The sequence below is a fragment of the Faecalicatena fissicatena genome (assembly GCF_016900595.1).
Lineage (GTDB): Bacteria > Bacillota > Clostridia > Lachnospirales > Lachnospiraceae > Claveliimonas > Claveliimonas intestinigallinarum.
In genome coordinates this window covers 33129-51650 of sequence record NZ_JACLYY010000015.1, presented here as the reverse complement: position 1 = coordinate 51650, position 18522 = coordinate 33129, and the positions used below count along the sequence as shown (strand labels likewise).

General features: G+C 56.5%; 17 protein-coding genes, 1 tRNA gene and 1 other RNA gene. 17 read left to right on the top strand and 2 right to left on the bottom strand.

Annotated features, from left to right (window positions below; genetic code table 11):
- Positions 1–138 precede the first annotated feature (138 nt).
- The 6 genes from rnr (at position 139) to ssrA (ending at position 5295) form a co-directional block, all read left to right on the top strand.
- Positions 139–2352 (top strand): ribonuclease R, encoded by a 2214-nt coding sequence (gene rnr / locus H7U36_RS13310; protein WP_205156316.1) that lies wholly within the window; start codon positions 139–141, stop codon positions 2350–2352.
- On the top strand, positions 2309–2782 hold the full coding sequence (smpB, locus tag H7U36_RS13305) for an SsrA-binding protein SmpB (RefSeq protein WP_138303759.1): 474 nt from the start codon (positions 2309–2311) through the stop codon (positions 2780–2782). The genes rnr and smpB overlap by 44 nt, the downstream gene beginning before the upstream one ends.
- A 13-nt stretch (positions 2783–2795) precedes the next feature.
- Entirely contained in the window at positions 2796–3062 is a 267-nt protein-coding gene (locus H7U36_RS13300; protein ID WP_138303757.1) for a hypothetical protein, read from the top strand.
- A gap of 1 nt (position 3063) precedes the next feature.
- A complete protein-coding gene (locus H7U36_RS13295; protein ID WP_205156315.1) occupies positions 3064–3576 on the top strand; it encodes a zinc ribbon domain-containing protein in 513 nt (170 codons plus the stop codon).
- Between the two features lie 85 nt (positions 3577–3661).
- The gene (locus tag H7U36_RS13290; RefSeq protein WP_138303753.1) at positions 3662–4843 is read left to right on the top strand and encodes a pyridoxal phosphate-dependent aminotransferase; all 1182 of its coding nucleotides are present in this window, start codon (positions 3662–3664) and stop codon (positions 4841–4843) included.
- Between the two features lie 100 nt (positions 4844–4943).
- Positions 4944–5295, top strand: a transfer-messenger RNA (tmRNA) gene (ssrA, locus tag H7U36_RS13285).
- A gap of 153 nt (positions 5296–5448) precedes the next feature.
- Here the strand turns inward: ssrA and H7U36_RS13280 are convergent.
- A tRNA-Ser gene (locus H7U36_RS13280) sits at positions 5449–5540 on the bottom strand.
- 91 nt (positions 5541–5631) lie between these two features.
- A complete protein-coding gene (locus H7U36_RS13275) occupies positions 5632–5919 on the bottom strand; it encodes a hypothetical protein (protein ID WP_138303751.1) in 288 nt (95 codons plus the stop codon).
- A gap of 174 nt (positions 5920–6093) precedes the next feature.
- Here H7U36_RS13275 and H7U36_RS13270 point away from each other — a divergent pair, with 174 nt between their 5' ends.
- From H7U36_RS13270 to hflX, 11 genes are all read left to right on the top strand, one after another.
- Complete coding sequence (locus H7U36_RS13270; RefSeq protein ID WP_191493410.1) at positions 6094–6771, top strand: response regulator transcription factor; 678 nt, start codon at positions 6094–6096, stop codon at positions 6769–6771.
- On the top strand, positions 6772–8229 hold the full coding sequence (locus tag H7U36_RS13265; protein ID WP_205156314.1) for a sensor histidine kinase: 1458 nt from the start codon (positions 6772–6774) through the stop codon (positions 8227–8229).
- Between the two features lie 64 nt (positions 8230–8293).
- Positions 8294–8899, top strand: a complete 606-nt coding sequence (gene hisH, locus H7U36_RS13260) for an imidazole glycerol phosphate synthase subunit HisH (protein ID WP_138303745.1) — start codon at positions 8294–8296, stop codon at positions 8897–8899.
- 16 nt (positions 8900–8915) lie between these two features.
- Complete coding sequence (hisF, locus tag H7U36_RS13255) at positions 8916–9677, top strand: imidazole glycerol phosphate synthase subunit HisF (RefSeq protein ID WP_138303743.1); 762 nt, start codon at positions 8916–8918, stop codon at positions 9675–9677.
- Positions 9678–9712: 35 nt separating this feature from the next.
- Positions 9713–10381: a uracil-DNA glycosylase gene (locus H7U36_RS13250; protein WP_205156313.1), complete on the top strand. Its 669-nt coding sequence runs from the start codon at positions 9713–9715 to the stop codon at positions 10379–10381.
- 22 nt (positions 10382–10403) lie between these two features.
- A complete protein-coding gene (lpdA, locus tag H7U36_RS13245) occupies positions 10404–11840 on the top strand; it encodes a dihydrolipoyl dehydrogenase (RefSeq protein ID WP_205156312.1) in 1437 nt (478 codons plus the stop codon).
- A gap of 155 nt (positions 11841–11995) precedes the next feature.
- Positions 11996–14311, top strand: coding sequence for a heavy metal translocating P-type ATPase (locus H7U36_RS13240; RefSeq protein ID WP_243426769.1), 2316 nt, complete (start codon positions 11996–11998; stop codon positions 14309–14311).
- A gap of 122 nt (positions 14312–14433) precedes the next feature.
- Entirely contained in the window at positions 14434–14793 is a 360-nt protein-coding gene (locus H7U36_RS13235; RefSeq protein WP_205156310.1) for an ArsR/SmtB family transcription factor, read from the top strand.
- 30 nt (positions 14794–14823) lie between these two features.
- Positions 14824–16686 (top strand): heavy metal translocating P-type ATPase, encoded by a 1863-nt coding sequence (locus H7U36_RS13230; RefSeq protein WP_191428713.1) that lies wholly within the window; start codon positions 14824–14826, stop codon positions 16684–16686.
- Positions 16687–16720: 34 nt separating this feature from the next.
- A complete protein-coding gene (locus H7U36_RS13225; RefSeq protein ID WP_205156309.1) occupies positions 16721–17248 on the top strand; it encodes a tetratricopeptide repeat protein in 528 nt (175 codons plus the stop codon).
- A gap of 14 nt (positions 17249–17262) precedes the next feature.
- Positions 17263–18522: a GTPase HflX gene (gene hflX, locus H7U36_RS13220; protein WP_205156308.1), complete on the top strand. Its 1260-nt coding sequence runs from the start codon at positions 17263–17265 to the stop codon at positions 18520–18522.

Sequence of the window (18522 nt, the reverse complement as noted above, 5' to 3'; positions counted from 1 at the left end):
CAGATACAAAAGCGGAACACTCTTGTTTGTATAGACGGGAGTGTTCTTTTTTATTCTGCGGGAAAGTCCCTTTTGGACTTCCCGGTGGGATAAAAGCCCTCTGTGAGGGCACACTTACGGAAGAAGGGAAGTGATAGGATGGACGGGACATTTGAGAAGAGAAAAAAGATCATCTATGAATTTATCTGTGATGATTTCTATATACCCATGAAGCTGAAGGAGATGGCTTCTCTTCTCCAGGTATCAAAGGAGCAGAGAGGCGAGCTGAAGGAAGTGCTGGACAGCCTTGTGGACGAGGGAAAGATCTATGTCAGCAAAAAGGGAAAATACTGTAAGGGTGAGTCCCAGACTCTCACCGGCGTGTACCAGGCCAATCCGAGGGGATTTGGATTTGTGGCTGTGGAAGGCCGGGAGGAGGATATTTTTATCGATGAGGACGACACCGGCGGCGCGTTTCACGGAGACACGGTGGAGGTGGCCCTCACCCGGGACGGCAGCCACAGGCGGGACGGCCGCAGAGGTGACAGCCACAGACACCGGCAGGAGGGGCGCGTGGTCAGGATCCTGGAGAGGGGGACGACCACCCTGGTGGGGCTCTATGAGAAGTCGAAAAAGAAGAGCTACGGATTTGTCGTTCCGGACAACCGGCGTTTTCTGGAGGACGTGTTCATCCCGGAGGGAAAAGACGGGGGAGCCGTAGACGGCCACAAGGTAGTGGTGGAGCTGACCTCCTATGGCGGCTCCGGAAGAAAGCCGGAGGGCCGGATTGTGGAGATACTGGGGCATGTGAATGACCCTGGAGTGGATATCATGTCCATCGTGAAGGGGAGTGACCTGCCCTGCGAGTTTCCGGAGAAGGTGCTGAACCAGGCGGGCCGTGTGCCGGATCACATCAGCGAGGCGGACATGGCGGGCCGAAAGGATATAAGAGACTGGCAGATGGTGACCATAGACGGGGAGGACGCCAAGGATCTGGACGACGCTGTTTCTCTCACAAAGGAGGGAGACAGGTATGTGCTGGGCGTCCATATCGCGGATGTGGCCAACTACGTGCAGGAGGGCAGCGCCCTGGACCGGGAGGCCTTAAAGAGAGGAACAAGCGTGTACCTGGCAGACCGGGTGATCCCCATGCTGCCCCACCGGCTGTCCAACGGGATCTGCTCTCTGAACGCGGGGGAGGACCGGTTGGCCTTGAGCTGTATCATGACCATAGATGAGCGCGGGGAGGTGACAGACCACGAGATTGCTGAGACTGTGATCCGGGTAGATCACCGCATGAGCTACACAGGTGTCAGCAGGATACTGGGAGGGGAAGATCCGGAGGAGATGAAAAAATATGAGGACGTGGTTCCCATGCTCACCCGGATGGCGCAGCTCTCCGGTATACTGAGGGAGAGACGCCACAGGAGAGGATCCATTGACTTCGATTTCCCCGAAGCCAAGCTGATCCTGGATGAGAGGGGGAAGCCGGTGGAGATCAGGCCCTACGAGAGAAATGTGGCCACGCGGCTCATTGAGGATTTCATGCTGCTGGCAAACGAGACTGTGGCGGAGGAGTATTTCTGGCGGGAGGTGCCTTTCCTCTACAGAACCCACGAGGCACCGGATGAAGACAAGATAAAGACGCTGGCCACCTTTATCAACAATTTCGGCTACACAATGCACGTTGGGGAGAAGGTGCGGCCCATGGAGATACAGAAGCTCATGGGAAAAATTGAGGGCACGCCCCAGGAGGCCCTGATAAGCCGGCTGGCCCTGCGGTCTATGAAGCAGGCCAAATACACCCCGGAGAACACAGGGCACTTCGGCCTGGCGGCCAAGTACTACACCCATTTTACCTCCCCCATCCGGCGGTATCCGGATCTGCAGATCCATCGGATCATCAAGGACGACCTGCGCCGGCGCCTGAATGAGAAGAAGGCGGAGCACTACGAGAAGATCCTGCCCGAGGTGGCAAGGCAGGCCAGCCAGACCGAGCGCCGGGCAGAAGGAGCGGAACGGGAGACGGTGAAGCTGAAAAAGGCGGAATATATGTCGCAGCACATCGGCCAGGAGTTTGAGGGAGTGGTCTCCAGTATCACCAAATGGGGGATGTACGTGGAGCTCCCCAACACAGTGGAGGGCCTGGTGCATGTGGCATCTATGAGCGATGACCACTATGAGTACTACGAGGACAGATACGAGATGATCGGCAGCCATACAGGACGGGCCTACAAGCTGGGGCAGAGGCTCCGGGTGCGGGTGACCGGGGCAGACCGGCTGCAGAGAACCATAGATTTTGAGATCGTGAAGGAAGGAGAGTCGCGGGATGGCGAAGAAGAAGACAGACGGGAAGCTGATTGCCAACAATAAGAAGGCATATCACGACTATTTTATACTGGACACCTACGAGGCCGGCATCTCCCTGGCAGGGACGGAGGTCAAGTCCCTGCGCATGGGAAAATGCAGCATCAAGGAGTCGTTTATCCGCATTGAGAACGGGGAGGTCTGGATCTACGGCATGCACATCAGCCCCTATGAGAAGGGGAACATTTTCAACAAGGATCCCCTGCGGGTGCGCAAGCTCCTTCTCCACAAGTCGGAGATTAACAAGATGACAGGAAAAATGAAGGAGAAGGGTATTGCAATCGTGCCACTGAAGGTTTATTTTAAAGGCAGCCTTGTAAAGGTGGAGATTGGCCTCGCAAGGGGCAAGAAGCTCTACGACAAGCGGCAGGACATCGCCAAAAAGGATCAGAAGAGAGAGGCGGAACGGGAATTTAAGGTAAGAAACTTCGGATAGAGGAGGAAATAGTATGGTACCTGTGAGTAAGGAGGAGCTTAGAAAAATGGTCTCCCAGACGACTATCGAGACCTATGAGGAGCTGACGCCTCAGCTCATTTCGCTCATCCAGGAGACAAACGCGAAGACAGAGCTGACGGAAAGTCAGAGGCAGGACGAGATATCCCTTCACATGATGGGGTACATTAAGTCCTGCACAAATGAGATCATCATAGAAGTCCTTGCAGAGATACTGGGCCTGGAGGACGAGAAAAATCCAGTGCACATGGGAGGAAAGTAAGATGGCATATTGTGTGAAGTGCGGAGCAAAGGTGGACGACGGGATCCGTTTCTGTCCCTACTGCGGGGCTGAGATCCCTCTTGGCCAGGGCCAGTACGACCAGCAGAGTCAGGACCAGGGCTGGCAGGGACAGTACAGTCAGCAGGGGCCGTATGACCAGTCAGGGGAGGGGTATTTTCATCCGGAGGACGTGAGAGCGAACAAGGTGATGGCAGTCCTGTCCTACATAGGCATTCTGGTACTCATCCCTCTCCTTGCGGGAAACAAAAGCTCAGAATATCTGAGACACCACATCAATCAGGGACTTGCAATCTGGATCGGGAGCATCCTGGCGGACATACTGTCCGGAGAGGGCTTCCTGGGCTTTGCGCTCTTCTCCTCCTTCTGGCCCCTTGATCTGGTGGGTGATATTCTGAGTCTTGTGTTCCTTATTCTGATGATTGTGGGAATTGTGGACGCCTGCCGGGGTGTGAGAAGAGAGCTGCCTGTTGTGAGAGCTTTCAAAATACTTTAAAAGAGACGTGAATTCACAAATTTAACTTGATAAAGTGCTAAAGCGGTTGTATAATAAATCATATGGTAAATGAGAGGGAAGATATATGATTTCTAAAAGGATACAGGAAGTGGAGCCGTCCAGGACGGTAGAGCTGACAAACCGCATAGCTGCAATGAAGAGGGAGGGAATCCCTGTAATCGGGCTCAATGTAGGTGAGCCCGATTTTGATACTCCGGCCCATATCTGCCGGGCGGCAGAGAAGGCCATCGAGGAAGGATTTACGAGGTATACGCCGGTTATGGGTGTGCCGGAGCTAAGAGAGGCCATAGCGTCCAAGCTTGTGGAGGAAAATAGGGCAGATTATGCGCCGGATGAGATTACCCTGGGCCCGGGGGCCAAACAGTGCATCTATGCGGCGCTCCTGGCCCTCTGCGATCCGGGGGACGAGGTGATCATCCCCTGTCCCTGCTGGGTCAGCTACACTGAGATGGTGCGCATGGCCGGGGGAGTGCCGGTGACTGTGCGGACGGCGGAGGATTTCAGCCTTGACCTTACCAGTATTGCGCAGGCGGTGACGGATCGGACAAAGGCGGTGATCATCAACACGCCCAACAATCCAACCGGCGCTGTGTACAGCCGGGAGAGCCTGGAGGAGCTGGCGCTTCTTGCGCAGAGACATGATTTTTATATCATATCGGACGAGGTCTACGAGTCTATGGTGTACGATGGGCGGGAGCATGTGAGCGTAAGTTCCCTCTCCGGAGACGCCAGACGGAGGACTGTGCTCATCAACAGCTTTTCAAAAACTTACGCCATGACAGGGTGGAGGCTTGGCTACCTGGCGGCGGACCGGGAGGTCGTAAAGGCGGTCAATGTGGTTCAGAGCCAGATGATCTCCTCTGTCAATTCCATTTCCCAGAAGGCCGGGATCGCGGCGTTGCAGGGCAGCCAGGACTGCGTCAGAGCCATGGCGGCGGAGTACGACAGGCGCCGCTGCTTTCTCCATGAGCGACTGTGCGGCATAGAGGGCATCCGATGCCGGAAGGGGAAGGGGGCCTTCTACCTCCTGCCGGATGTGACAGATTATTTGGGCCGGGAATATAATGGAAAGAGGATAGAGGACGATCTGGCCCTTGCGGAATTCCTCCTGGACAAAGCCCGGGTGGCGGTGGTGCCGGGCAGCTCGTTCCTGGCGCCGGGGCACCTTCGGATCACCTATGCGGCTTCCATGGAGACGCTGGAGAAGGCGGCGGACGCCATGGAGAAGGCCCTGCGGCTGCTTTAGGAAAAGACAGGAAAAGACGTTTGCGGGAAAGCCTTGACAGGGCCGGAGCCAGTTACTATAATAAATGAGACAACAAAAAACGTCTGCGGCCAGACAGCGCGGGCTTGTACTGGTTTCGACGGGGGTTTGGAAGTTGGAGAAGCCATCCGTAGCGGGACACTACGATAAAAGTTCCAATTAAATATAAACGCAGACAATAGAGAATTAGCGTACGCTGCCTAATTTTGGCGGCAGTCGGCCTTAGGTCATCCGCTGCTTAAGATCCCGGCTTCAACAAGGCGGAGCACTTCGTCCTCAAAGCTTTGAGGGGATGGAAGACTTTATGAAGCTACTGAAACCGGAAGCCTGTCATTAGGCGGCCGGCAGAGGGAATGTCAAACTAATGACTGTGATGGGAGATGCTCTGATGGAAAGGCTTTCGGACGCGGGTTCGATTCCCGCCAGGTCCATTTTGGAAGCAAAGGGAAATGCTTGGTATGCAGGCGTTTCCCTTTTTGTTTTATTGATACAATGTTCCCGGAAGTGGAGACTGTTTGATAGATATTTTAAAAAGAGGGTGCCCCTCAAGTCAATACATGACTTTTGGACACCCTCTCTCATTTCAGCGGAGACGGAGGGATTCGAACCCTCGTACCGGCGATAAAACCGATAAACTGATTTCGAGTCAGCCCCGTTACGGCCACTTCGGTACGTCTCCAGAAAAATGCTGTCTCTCTGAAAGGCGATAAACAGCACAAATTATTATAGCATGTTCCGGAAAATTCGGAAAGGAAAAATTTGAAAAGATTTTATTTTGATTTCTTCCGGCGGCCAAAGAGTCCTCTTTTTCCCTCGCGCTCTTCCCTGCCGATAGCCAGAAGCTCGTCGTAGGCCCGGCGCATCTCTGTCTCCCGCTTCTCGCGGACAGACTTTGGGGGAATATTGGCGTATTTTGGATAGTGCTCCTCCTCTTCCTCGCGAACCTGCGGTGCCTTCTGCTCCGGAAGGCGGTACTTCTTACGGCAGGTATCGCAGAGACCAAATCTGGGATCCTTTCTGCTTATTCTCAGTTCGTTTCCACATCTGGGACAGTTCATGGTTGTCCTCCTCCTCATCCGATCTTGGGCACGGCGCACGCTGCCGCGCTGTGCGGCAGGACTGAAAATTCCTGCCAGTAGCTCATTATACCATATTTCTGAAAAAATTTCACAAAAGAAACATAGAATACTGCTATAATAGTGTAAAATGTAAGCGGCAGGAGGTATGCTTTGATGGAAAAGATGAAAATACTGGTGGTCGACGACGAGAGCCGCATGCGCAAGCTGGTGCGGGATTTCCTGGAGCGGGAGGGCTTTCAGGTACTTGAGGCCGGAGATGGCATGGAGGCCATGGATATATTTTATGAGAACAAAGACATCGCGCTCATGATCCTGGACGTCATGATGCCCAAGATGGACGGATGGCAGGTGTGCCGGGAGGTCCGCCAGTCCTCCAAGGTACCCATCATCATGCTGACGGCCAGGGGAGAGGAGAGAGATGAGCTCCAGGGCTTCAGCCTGGGAGTGGACGAATATATATCGAAGCCCTTCAGCCCCAAGATCCTTGTGGCCAGGGTGGAGGCCATCCTGAGGAGGACCCGGGACGCCCAGGCCCAGGAGACGCTGGAGGCCGGCGGCATTGAGCTGGACAAGACGGCCCACATCGTGAAGCTGGACGGTGAGCCGGTGGAGCTCAGCTACAAGGAATTTGAGCTGCTCACATATTTTATGGAAAACCAAGGGGTGGCTCTCTCCCGGGAGAAGATCCTGAACAATGTGTGGAACTACGATTATTTTGGCGATGCCCGGACCATCGATACCCATGTGAAGAAGCTGCGCAGTAAGCTGGGAGACAAGGGAAACTACATCAAGACTGTCTGGGGCATGGGATATAAATTTGAGGTGGCGTAGATGAAACATTCAATACGCAGGCAGATGATCGCTGTGTTTGTGGGGCTGATCGTCTGTATGCTGGTCATCCTTCTGCTCCTGGTGGGCTCCGGTCTGGAGCCCTATTATATACGGGAAAAGAAGGATAATTTTACCGAGCTGTACAATGAGATTGACCAGATTACTCAGAACGGCGAGATGACGGAGGATGAGATCAGTCAGATCAATCGCACGGCAGAGCGGTACAATTTTTACTATATTGTGTGGAATTTTTCCAATGAGTCCGGCTTTTCCAATCTTCACGACAGCCAGATGCTGCTGATGCAGCTGGCCGGCGTCCTCTTCAACAAGATCGACAGCCAGGTCATGGAGAGAAACGACAATTACCAGGTGGTGGAGTTCCGGGACAGCGCCCAGCAGGTGGATTACCTGGCCCTGTGGGGGACGGTGGGAGACTCCTACAACATTTTCATCCGCAGTCCCCTGGAGAGTATCCAGGAGACCATGGTTCTCTTTTACCGTTTCCTCATTATCGTGGGACTTGGGATCATTGCGGGTGGCATCCTGTTTGTCTGGTATTTTTCCAGAAGGCTCACAGAGCCTCTGCGGGAGCTGGCTGTCCTGTCGGTCAGGATGGCGGACCTGGACTTTGAAGCCAAGTACACAAGCGGCGGAGGGGGTGAGATCGGCGTCCTCGGGGAGAATTTCAACACCATGTCCGAGAAGCTGGAGATGACTATTTCTGAGCTGAAGAACGCCAATTTCCGCCTGCAGCAGGACATCGAGCAGAAGGAAAAGATCGAGAAGATGCGCACCGATTTCATGGGAAATGTGTCCCACGAGCTGAAGACTCCCATCGCCCTCATCCAGGGCTATGCGGAGGGGCTGAAGGAGGGGGTCAGCGACGACCCGGAGAGCAGGGAGTTCTACTGTGACGTCATTATGGACGAGGCTGCCAAGATGAACCAGATGGTGAAAAATCTCATGACTCTCAACCAGCTTGAATTCGGAGATGAAAATGTGGAGTTCCAGAGGTTTGACCTGACTGAGCTGATCCGGGGGGTTCTCCAGAGCATGGAGATCATGGCCCAGCAGAAGGAGGCCAAAGTCCAGTTCCGGCAGAAGGATCCGGTCTATGTGTGGGCAGATGAGTTCAAGGCGGAGCAGGTGGTGAGAAACTATGTGAGCAACGCTTTCAACCATCTGGACGGAGACCGGGTGGTGGATGTGAAGATCATTCCCTCCGGCGATAAGGTACGAGTCACTGTATTCAACACAGGCATCCCCATACCGGAGGAGGATGTGCCCCATATCTGGGAGAAATTTTACAAGGTGGACAAGGCCCACACGAGAGAGTACGGGGGCAACGGCATCGGCCTATCCATTGTGAAGGCCATCATGGACTCCTTCCACCAGGAATACGGCGTCAAAAACTATGATAACGGCGTGGAATTCTGGTTTGAGCTGGATGTGAAATAGAAAATATGGTAGACTAAAATTGCATGTACACTGTGACACAGACAGAAAGGAACCGGGAGGACAGATGATAGCGATTATTGATTACGATGCGGGAAATATAAAAAGTGTGGAGAAAGCCATGCGCTACCTGGGGCAGGATGTGGAGATCACCAGGGACCGGGAGCGGATCCTGGCAGCGGACAAGGTGATCCTGCCTGGGGTGGGCGCCTTTGGCGACGCCATGGAGAAGATACGGCAGTACGGCCTGGAGGAGGTGATCCGCCAGGTGGTGGACAGGGGGACGCCCTTCCTTGGCATCTGCCTGGGGCTGCAGCTCCTCTTTGAGGAGAGCGAGGAGAGCCCCGGCGCGAAGGGGCTCGGCATACTGAAGGGAAAGATCCGCAGGATCCCCGGAGGAGAGGGCCTTAAGATACCCCATATGGGATGGAACACCCTGGAGCTCTCAGGGGATGGCCGGCTGTTTAGGGGCGTGCCGGAAGAGCCCTTTGTGTATTTCGTGCACTCCTATTACCTGGAGGCGCAGGAGGAGGAGATCGTGAAGGCAGTCACCTGGTACGGCGCCAAAATTCACGCCTCGGTGGAGAAGGAAAACGTGTTTGCCTGTCAGTTCCACCCCGAAAAGAGCAGCTCCACAGGGCTTCTCATGCTGAAGAATTTTGTAGAACTATAGACGGAGGTACATAAAGATGCATACGAAACGGATCATTCCCTGTCTGGACGTGAACGGCGGAAGGGTAGTGAAGGGTGTGAATTTTGTGGATCTCAGAGATGCGGGAGATCCGGTGGAGATTGGAAAGGCATATGACGAGGCAGGCGCGGACGAGCTGGTGTTCCTGGATATTACGGCATCCTCTGATGCCAGAGCCACTGTGGTGGACATGGTCCGCAGGGTGGCGGAGACTGTGTTTATCCCCTTTACGGTGGGGGGAGGCATCCGCACGGTGGAGGATTTCCGCGCGCTCCTCCGGGAGGGAGCGGACAAGATCTCCATCAATTCCTCCGCCATCCAGACTCCGGAGCTCATCAGCGCGGCGGCGGACAAGTTCGGGAGCCAGTGCGTGGTGGTGGCGATTGACGCCAAGAGGCGTCCTGACGGGACAGGGTGGAACATCTATAAAAACGGCGGTCGGATCGACGTGGGAATCGACGCCCTGGAGTGGGCGGCAAAGGTGGAGAAGCTGGGAGCCGGGGAGATCCTTCTCACCAGTATGGACTGCGACGGCACTAAGGCGGGCTACGACCTGGAGCTGACAAGGGCTGTGGCGGACGCAGTGTCCATTCCCGTTATCGCCTCCGGGGGTGCCGGGAAGCTGGAGCACTTTAAAGAAGCCCTGACCGTGGGCGGCGCGGACGCGGCCCTGGCTGCTTCTCTATTCCACTATAAGGAGCTGGAGATACGGGAGGTGAAGGAGTACCTCAGAGGCGAGGGGATTCCTGTGCGCCTGTGATGTGACCACAAAAGAAAAAGGAGATAGAATGAACCATGGCAGCGATTTCCAATGACTGGCTGGAGGCTCTCCAGGGAGAGTTTAAAAAGCCCTATTACAGACAACTGTTCGAGACGGTGAAAAAGGAGTACGCGACCCATCAGGTCTTCCCGCCCTCGGACGATATTTTCAACGCCTTTCACCTGACGCCCCTAAAGGACGTGAAGGTGGTCATACTGGGGCAGGATCCCTACCACAATGTAGGCCAGGCCCATGGTCTGTGCTTCTCGGTCAGGAGGGGAGTGGCCATTCCGCCCTCCCTTGTGAATATCTACCAGGAGCTCCACGATGACCTGGGCTGCACCATACCGAACCACGGCTGTCTGGAAAAATGGGCCCGGCAGGGCGTGCTGATGCTCAATACAGTCCTGACAGTCCGGGCCCACCAGGCCAACTCCCACAGGGGGATCGGCTGGGAGGAGTTCACAGATGCGGCCATTCAGGCCCTGGACGAGCAGGACCGGCCTATTGTGTTTATCCTGTGGGGAGCGCCGGCCCAGAGGAAGAAGGCCATGCTCCACAATCCGAAGCATCTCATACTGGAGGCGCCTCATCCCAGCCCCCTGTCCGCGTTCAGAGGGTTCTTTGGCAGCAGGCCCTTCAGCAAGACAAACGCGTTCCTCGAGGCGCACGGCGTGGAGCCGATTGACTGGCAGATTGAGTAGGAATTGATCAGGGGGAAAGCTTATGAGAGATACATATGATCTTGTGATCGTGGGCGCGGGCCCAGGCGGCTACGTGGCGGCCAGGAAGGCGGCAGGGATGGGAATGTCGGTAGCTCTCATCGACAGGGGGCCTGTGGGCGGCACCTGCGTCAATCGGGGCTGTATCCCGGCCAAGGCCCTTCTCCACGCGTCTACTCTGTACAGGGAGATGAAGAGCTGCGAGAGGTTTGGGCTTCACGCCGAGGAAGTTTCCTTTGATCTTCAGGAGATCTACAGCTATAAGGATGAGGCTGCGGATCGGATGCGCGGGGAGCTGGAGGAGGAGTTTTGCCGGCTTGGAGTGGATCTGATCCGGGGCAGTGCGGTGATCTGCCGGGACCGGATGGTGCGCGTGACAGATGAAGACGGGAGCGTGTCCGTGTGCCAGGGGAAAAATATTCTGGTGGCCGCGGGGGCGAAGGCCAATCTGGCGGACATCCCGGGCGTGGAGCTGCCCGGCGTCATGACAAGCGAGGAGCTTCTTACCGCGGACGCCCACAGGTACGACCGGATGCTGATTCTGGGAGGCGGCGTCATAGGTCTGGAGCTGGCCACTGTCTTTCAGTCCCTTGGCACGGAGGTGACGGTGGTGGAAATATCAGATCGCCTTCTACCCAATATGGACCAGGAGTTTTCTGACGCCCTGGAGCGCATCCTGACAGGCAGAGGGATCCGCATCTGTAAGGAGAGCATCCTGGAGCGGATCGAACAGGGAAAAGAGGGGGACAGCGGCCGTCTTGTGTGCCGGTTTGTCTGTGATGGAAAGAACAATAAAGAGGCAGTGGACGCAGTGCTTGTCTCCGTGGGACGCAGCCCCGCCACAGAGGGGCTGTTTGAGAGGGATGTGCCTGTGAAGCTGGAGAGAGGGCGCATCATCGTGGACGATTTCTTCCGGACGAATATTCCGGGAGTCTACGCGGTGGGCGATGTGACAGGCGGCATACAGCTGGCCCATGTGGCTTCTGCCCAGGCTGCTTACGTGGTGGAGCGGATGAACGGAAGAAAGCCCTCTGTCATCATCTCCATGGTGCCAGGAGGACTTTTTACTCCTGTCTCTATCATCCCAAGCTGCATTTACACAGATCCGGAGATCGCCTCCGTGGGGCTTACGGAGGAGGAGGCCCGGAAAAAAGGTGTGCCGGTGCGGTGCGGCAGGTATGTGATGCGGGAGAACGGACAGTCCATCATCTCTGGTGAGGAGGAGGGCTTTATCAAGGTGCTGTTCGCCCCGGACAGCGATGAACTGCTGGGGGCCCAGCTCATGTGCCCCAGGGCTACGGACATGATCGGGGAGATGGCCACAGCTCTGGCCAATGGACTGACCTCCACCCAGCTTCTCTATGCCATGAGGGCCCATCCCACCTTCAACGAGGCCATCTCCTGTGCGGTGGAGGACAGCAGGAAGGATTTTCCGGCATAAAGATCCGTGTGAAAAAGAGAGCTTCGGCTCTCTTTTTTCTATATTGAAAAATTTTATCGGCTAACCTATTGACATGCGTACGGTTCTGTGATTATATTAAAGCATGAACATATGAACAATCATTCATATATAAACCTATGCAGGGAGGAATTGCTATGCTTGCTGAAAAAAGAGAACTGGAGCATGACCACGAGCATGAGGCCTGCGGCTGCGGCCACGAGCATCATCACGGCCACGAGGCCTGCGGCTGTGGCCACGAGCACCATCACGAACACGAGTCCGATGGCCACGAGCATCACCATGAGGAGATACACCACACGGGCCGGGAATTTGACAATATATCCGCCGGCGTAGAACAGAGAGTCTACATTCTGGAAGGACTTGAATGCGCCAACTGCGCGGCCAAGATGGAGAGACAGATCCGGGAGCTGCCGGGCGTGGAGATGGCTACCATCACCTTTGCCACAAAGCAGCTCCGGGTGGCGGCGAGTCACCAGGAGGAGCTTCTGCCCAAATTCCGGGAGATCTGCGCCTCCATAGAGGAGCAGGTGACAGTCACTCCCAGGGAGGAGATACAGCCATCCGGGAAGGCGCAGAAGAAGAGTATTTTCCAGGAAAACAGAAAGGAAATCCTTATCATTGCGGTGGGAGCAGCCCTTTTTGCCGCAGGGGAGATTGCAGAGCATATGGGGGCGGCGCCTCTGTGGCCCTCCGTGGGCTATGTCATCGCCTACGTGCTGCTGGGCTGGGAGATCGTCTGGACTGCTCTCAGGAACCTGGGGAAGGGCCATGTGTTTGACGAGAACTTCCTCATGAGCGTAGCTACCCTGGCCGCCTTTGCCATCGGAGACTTTGCGGAGGCAGTAGGCGTTATGCTGTTCTACAGAGTGGGAGAGCTCTTTGAGGACGTGGCTGTGGCGAGGAGCCGCTCCCAGATTATGGAGGCCGTGGATATGCGGCCCGAGGTAGTGGGACGCCTGGAAGGCGGGGAAGTGCATGAGATTCCGGCAAAGGACGCAGCGGTGGGAGACATCCTCCTTGTGCGCCCGGGAGACCGCATCCCTCTGGACGGCATTGTGACCGAGGGGGAGAGCCGGATCGACACCTCCCCGGTGACGGGAGAGCCGGTCCCTGTGACCGTGCGCAGAGGCTCCAGGCTCATGTCTGGCTGTGTCAACGAGCAGGGAGTGCTGCAGATGGAGGTGGAGAAGCCCCTCTCCGAGTCCATGGTGACCAAGATACTGGACTCCGTGGAAAACGCCGCCGCCAGCAAGCCGAAGCTGGACCGGTTCATCACAAGATTTGCCAGGATCTACACCCCCATCGTGGTGCTGGCTGCTGTGGCCACGGCCATCATTCCGTCCCTCATAACCGGAAACTGGCGGGAGTGGATCTACACGGCCATCACCTTCCTTGTCATCAGCTGCCCCTGTGCCCTTGTGCTGAGTGTGCCCCTGGCCTTCTTCTCTGGCATCGGCGCGGGCTCCAGGGAGGGCATCCTCTTTAAGGGCGGCATTGCCATCGAAGCGCTGAAAAATATAAAGGCCGTTGTGATGGATAAGACCGGCACCATCACCAAGGGGGAATTCCAGGTGCAGAGCGTGATTCCCTTTGGAAGAGAGAGCATGGACGCGCTCCTTGAGATGGCAGCCCGGTGCGAGCTGGGATCCACACATCCCATCGGGACCAGCATTGTGGAGGCTGCCAGGGAGAAGGGCATGACCCTGGAGCGGCCGGAAAAGGTGGAGGAGATCTCCGGAAAGGGGATCCACGCCGTCACACAGAGGGGAGAAGTCCTCTGCGGGAACAGGGCCCTCATGGACATGTTCCACGTCAAGATGGACCGGTACGAGAGCGGCCAGTATGGCACGGAGGTGCTCCTTGCTCTTGACGGGAAGCTGGCGGGCTGTATCGTTATCGCGGACTCTCTGAAAAAGGAGGCAAAGGAAGCCATTGCCATTATGAAAAAGCAGGGCCTTGTGACTGCCATGTTTACTGGGGACGGACAGGAGAGCGCCCGGGCGGTGGCAGGTGAGGCGGGCATCGACAGGGTATTTGCCCAGCTCCTTCCCCAGGATAAGCTGACCCATCTGCAGGAGATGCGCAGGGAGAACGGGGCGGTCATGTTTGTGGGAGACGGCATCAACGACGCCCCTGTGCTGGCCGGAGCGGACGTGGGGGCGGCCATGGGAAGCGGCGCCGACGCGGCCATAGAGGCGGCGGATGTGGTCTTTATGACCTCCCAGGTGACCGCGGTTCCTGAGTCCATTGCCATTGCCAGGAGAACCGGGCGGATCGCTATGCAGAACGTAGTCTTTGCACTGGCTGTGAAGGCGCTTGTCATGATCCTTGGCTTCGCGGGCATGGCAAACATGTGGATGGCTGTGTTCGCGGACACGGGAGTGGCCATGCTCTGCGTGCTGAACTCCATCCGGGCCCTGTACGGGAAAACCGTGTTACAAAAGTATTAAGTTTCCCCGATTTTCCGGGAAAAGGTTGAAATGCCGGGCTTGTTTTGGCATAATTAACAGATGAACTGATATTCATATGAACAAGTCCGGCAGAACGCTGACTTCAGAAAGGGTGACTGACGATGAAAAAGACAGAGGCAGAATGCTGCGACGTGGTGGCGGCTCATACAGATATCATCCGGGAAGTGCGCGGCAGGATGCCTGGGGAGGAGACGATCCGGGAGCTCGCGGATTTCTACAAGGTGTTCGGAGACGCCACCCGCATCCGTATCCTCTGCGCCCTTCTGCAGGCTGAAGTGTGCGTCTGCGATCTGGCGGAGCTGCTGGGCATGAGCCAGTCGGCCATCTCCCATCAGCTCCGGGTCCTGAAGCAGATGAAGCTGGTGAAGAACAGAAGAGAGGGAAAGACTGTCTTCTATTCGCTGGCCGACGGCCATATCCAGACCATTATCAGCCAGGGCATGGAGCATATCAGCGAATAAAGTCTAAGGAAAACAAGAGGGGCAGAAGCGATGGCGAAGGAAATCAAGATACAGGCAGGTACACTGGCGGCGGGCGCGGCTTTGTTTATTGCCGCCGTCATTTGGTCGGGGCGGGCGATGCTGGAAAACGAGGTGCGCTTTGCCCTGTTTCTTGCTGTGTATCTTGTCGTCGCGTTTCACTCCTTTTACAGTATCAGCAGCAGCCTTGCCCGGAAAAAGCTGGAGAAAGAACATCTGCTCATGGTGATCGCCACAGTGGGAGCCCTGGCAGTGGGACACTACGCGGAGGCTGTGGCCGCCATGCTTCTGTTTCAGATCGGCTGTATCCTTGAGGCCGTGTCTGTGGACAGGACAAAGAGGACCATTGAGAAATTCATCGATATACGCCCTGCCTATGCCACAAGGAAAGAGGAGGACGGCGAGGTGCAGGTGGAGCCCTCCCAGCTGGAGCTGGGGGATGTGATCATCATCAAGCCAGGCGAGCGGGTGCCGGTGGACGCTGTAATCCTAAACGGAAATACCAGCCTTGACACAAAGGCCCTGACCGGCGAGGCCATGCCCGACAGTGTGGGCCCCGGCAGCCGGATCTACAGCGGCAGCATCAATATGACCGGCGTGGTGGAGGCCCAGGTGAAGAAGCTCTACAAGGACTCCACCGTGTCCCGGATCATGGAGCTGGTGGAGGGAGCCCAGCAGCAGAAGGCGGACAGCGAAGGCTTTGTGAGAAAATTTACCCGGATCTACACGCCTGTGGCGGTGCTGGCGGCTCTCCTTATCATGGTCTGTCCGCCTCTCTTTATCACAGGGAGCGGCTGGGAGACCTGGATCTACCGGGGGATGATCGTGCTCATCGCCGCCTGCCCAACGGGACTGATCCTGTCCGTGCCCATCGCCTTCCTGGGGGGGATCGCCTCGGCGGCCCGCCAGGGCATCGTGGTAAAGGGCGGCAACTATCTGGAGATGCTGGCGAAGGTAGATACATTTGTTTTTGATAAAACGGGTACACTGACAGAGGGAACCTTTACTGTGACCCGGGTGCGCCCGGAGGGGCTCACGAAGGAGGAGCTGCTGGAGATCACGGCTCACGTGGAGAGCTATTCCAACCACCCCATCGCCCAGTCCCTCATGAGCGCCTACGGCGGCACGTACGATCCGGAGAGGGTGACGGATGTGGAGGAGATGCCCGGCTATGGGATCAGCGCCAGCTACAACGGCAGCAGGGTACATATCGGAAATCTCCGGATGATGGAGGAGCAGGGCCTTGCGGTGGAGCAGGTGAAGACCATCGGGACGGTCATCTACGTGGCCCGGGAGGACCAGTATGCCGGATATATTGTCATCGAGGACCGGATCCGGGACAATGCCAGATGGACCATGAAGATGCTGCGGGAGAGGTACAATGCGGTTCTTGTCATGCTCACAGGAGACAGCCGTGCCGCCGGAAATGCGGTGGCAAAGGAGCTGCAGCTGGACTACACCTACACGGAGCTGATGCCGGAGGATAAGCTGGAGCAGATGGAGGAATTCATGCAGTACCAGTACGAGGCAGAGAGAGTGGCCTGTGTGGGAGACGGAATCAATGACGCCCCTGTGCTTGCCAGAGCGGATGTGGGTATCGCCATGGGCGCCCTTGGGTCGGACGCAGCCATAGAGGCGGCGGACATTGTCCTTCTGGAGGACGAGCTGCCCAAGGTGGTGGACGCGGTTCGGATTGCCAGGGAGACGGTCCGGGTGGTGAGCCAGAATATCAACTTTGCGCTGATTATGAAATTTGTCGTCCTTCTCCTTGCGGCGGCGGGCTATATCACCATGTGGGAGTCTGTGTTTACGGATGTGGGGGTTATGATCATCTCCATCATCAATGCGGCGGGAGTTGTGAAATATTCAGTATAACATGCAGGAGAGTATAGACGAAGGGAGCTTGAAGATGAAAAGACAGGCAGGAAAATGTGCGGCGGTTCTTCTGGCCGCCCTGATGCTGACGGGCTGTGGCTCCAACCTTCTGGAGGATGGAACTTCCCTCCTGGAGGAAGGAAATTATGAGGAGGCGGCCGCTGCATTTCAGGAGGCTGTGGACGAGGACAGCCAGGATGCGGAGGGCTGGAGAGGCCTTGGCCTTGCAAGGTGGGAGCAGAAGGACTACGAGGGGGCCCTGGAGGCCTTTCAGTCTGTGCTGGACAACGGGGGAGATAAGACCGGGGAGCTCTACAATCTCATGGGGTGCTGCGCCATGCAGCTGGACAATCCCACGGAGGCCCTGAACTATTTCCGGCTGGGCATGGAGGCCGAGGATGTCAGCGATGAGATGATGCAGGAGATGCGCTTCAACGAGATCGCGGCCTACGAGCAGTCCGGGGACATGGAGAGCGCAAAGTCCAAGCTGAAGGACTACACAGCCGACTACCCGGATGACGAGAAGGCGGCAAAAGAGGCGGAATTTCTTGAGACCAGATAAGGAGTCCTGTGTATATGTATGAGACAGCGGAGAAAAAAGAGCGGGTCATCCTGGTGGGCGTGAGCCTGACAGACAGCGACGATGCGGAGCAGTCCCTTGATGAGCTGGAGGAGCTGGCCCGCACGGCGGGAGCCCTCTGTGTGGGGCGTATCCTGCAGAAGAGGGAGCAGATGCACCCGGCCACCTACCTTGGAAGAGGGAAGACGGAGGAGCTGAAGGAACTTATCTGGGAGACCCAGGCCGACGGCATCATCTGCGACGATGAGCTGTCGCCGGCCCAGATCGGCAATCTGAAGGATGAGCTGGATGTGAAGATCATGGACAGGACTCTTCTCATCCTGGACATCTTTGCGGCCAGAGCCTCCACCAGCGAGGGAAAGATCCAGGTGGAGCTGGCTCAGCTCAGGTACAGACAGTCCAGACTCACCGGCCTTGGCACCTCTCTGTCCAGGCTGGGAGGGGGCATCGGTACGAGAGGACCCGGGGAGAAGAAGCTGGAGATGGACCGACGCCTCATCAAGGGGCGGATCTCCCAGCTCACAAAGGAGCTGAAGGAGGTAAAGAGGCACCGGCAGCTCACAAGGGAATCCCGCGCCAGGAGCCGGATCCCGGTGATCGCCATTGTGGGCTACACCAACGCAGGGAAGTCCACCCTCTTAAATTATCTCACCGGCGCTGGCATCCTGGCGGAGGACAAGCTCTTTGCCACTCTGGATCCGACCACCAGAAATCTGAAGCTGCCGGGGGGCCAGGAGGTGCTCCTGACAGACACGGTGGGCTTTATCCGCAAGCTGCCCCACCACCTCATCGAGGCCTTTAAAAGTACCCTGGAGGAGGCGAAGTACGCGGACCTTCTCCTCCACGTGGTGGACGCGTCCAATCCCCAGACGGATCAGCAGATGCATGTAGTCTATGAGACATTGAGAGAGCTGGAGGCGTCGGATAAGCCGGTGATCACGGCCTTCAACAAAAGGGACAGGTTTGAGGGGGAGTACGCGCCCAGAGATTTTCAGGCGGAGAGGACAGCCTTCATCTCGGCAAAAACGGGAGAGGGCGTGGATGCGCTCCTCTCCTGTGTGGAGGATGTGCTGCGGGAGCAGAAGGTGGAGATCGAGCAGATTTACCCCTACAGCGATGCGGGGAAAATACAGCTCATCCGAAAATACGGGGAGCTGGAAAAGGAAGAGTACACCCAGGATGGAATCTATGTCAGGGCCTATGTGCCTGTGGATGTCTACGGGAAGCTCACCCATGATCCGTCAGGAGGAAAATAG